The following is a 1187-nucleotide window of genomic DNA, read 5'->3' as shown; positions in this document are numbered from 1 at the left end:
CCTTTGCAAGTTTTTATGGCAATTTCTCTATAACTTGTCCATTTCTTGTTTATTTCTCCTGTGCAGAGTGCAGCTTCCGATGGAGTCATTCCGTCTATACTCATATGAGGTCGCTCATTGTTGTAGAAGTCAACGGCTATGCGCACGGCATCCTTTACCTCCTCTATGGAGAAGAACTCCATGTCCATGAGCAACTCGTTCTTTATGGTGTTGTTGACGCGTTCTGCCACGGCATTGTCCTTTGGGTTGCCGTTCTCCGTCATGCTGATCTTTATCTGCCAATGTTTCAAGATGTCTGTATATGCGTAGCTGGCGTATTGTACGCCACGGTCAGAGTGATGAGTCAGGTCATCAGGTGTCCTGCCTCCAAGTCGTTCCAGTGCCTTGTTTAGAGCCTCGAGGGGGTATCTTGTCTCCAAAGTCGCCCCAACGCTGGTTCCAATGATTTCCTTTGTGTAGTAGTCCGTTATCAGGGAGAGATAGCAGAAGTCATACACGCCTTGTTCCTTATCCAGCCAGAAGGGTATGTATGTTATGTCGCTTACCCACAACTGGTTAGGGCGGTCGGGCAACAGGTCCTTGGCAATGTTCGGATACAATGGCAATCCGTGGGTGGAGTCTGTCGTATGGGCACGACGCTTACGCTCACGGACCTTCAGGTCATACTTGTCGATGATGTCATAGAAACGGTTGTAGCCTACGCTGTGGTCCTTGCCGAATTTGCGGGAATACATCTCCCACAGCTTGCAACCACCGATGCCCCTGTCCTTTGAACGTACTTCCTTTATATACTCAACGACGAAGGATTCCTCTGCAAGTTTGCGCATAAGACAGTCGCCATGCTTGTAATAGGCCTGTTTTGATACACCAAGCAACTCACACATGGAAGTGATCTGGTATTCTTTCACGTCCTTAGTGTGAAGCCGTCCGGCTACTTGGTGCCAGCTTTTTTTAGGTCTATGCCGTACACATCCTTGCCAAACGCAACCATCTCCTCATAGAAGTCGGCACGAAGTTTCTCCTTGGCGAGCTGCTTACGCAGATCTGCCAGTTCCTTCTGTAATCTAGTGTAGTCTTCTGGAACCAAGTCCTTTCCTTTTTTCTTCATTTGCTCTGCCAGTTCTGGGTTTTCGACTGCAAAGGTACTAAGAATTTTGTAAACTCGGTTCTTGTTGAGGCCTGTTTTT

At 47.9% G+C, this 1187-nt stretch carries 2 protein-coding genes; both read right to left on the bottom strand.

Features of this window, described 5'->3' with window-relative positions:
- A partial coding sequence (locus MJZ25_16685) for an IS3 family transposase (protein ID MCQ2125799.1) occupies positions 1–908 on the bottom strand: 908 nt, incomplete at its 3' end.
- 23 nt (positions 909–931) lie between these two features.
- Positions 932–1187: hypothetical protein (locus MJZ25_16680; protein ID MCQ2125798.1), on the bottom strand; the 256-nt coding region annotated here is incomplete at its 5' end.

Source organism: Fibrobacter sp. (assembly GCA_024399065.1).
GTDB lineage: Bacteria > Fibrobacterota > Fibrobacteria > Fibrobacterales > Fibrobacteraceae > Fibrobacter.
The sequence above is the reverse complement of the archived record's forward strand: the minus strand, read 5'-3'. Positions and strand labels throughout refer to the sequence as shown.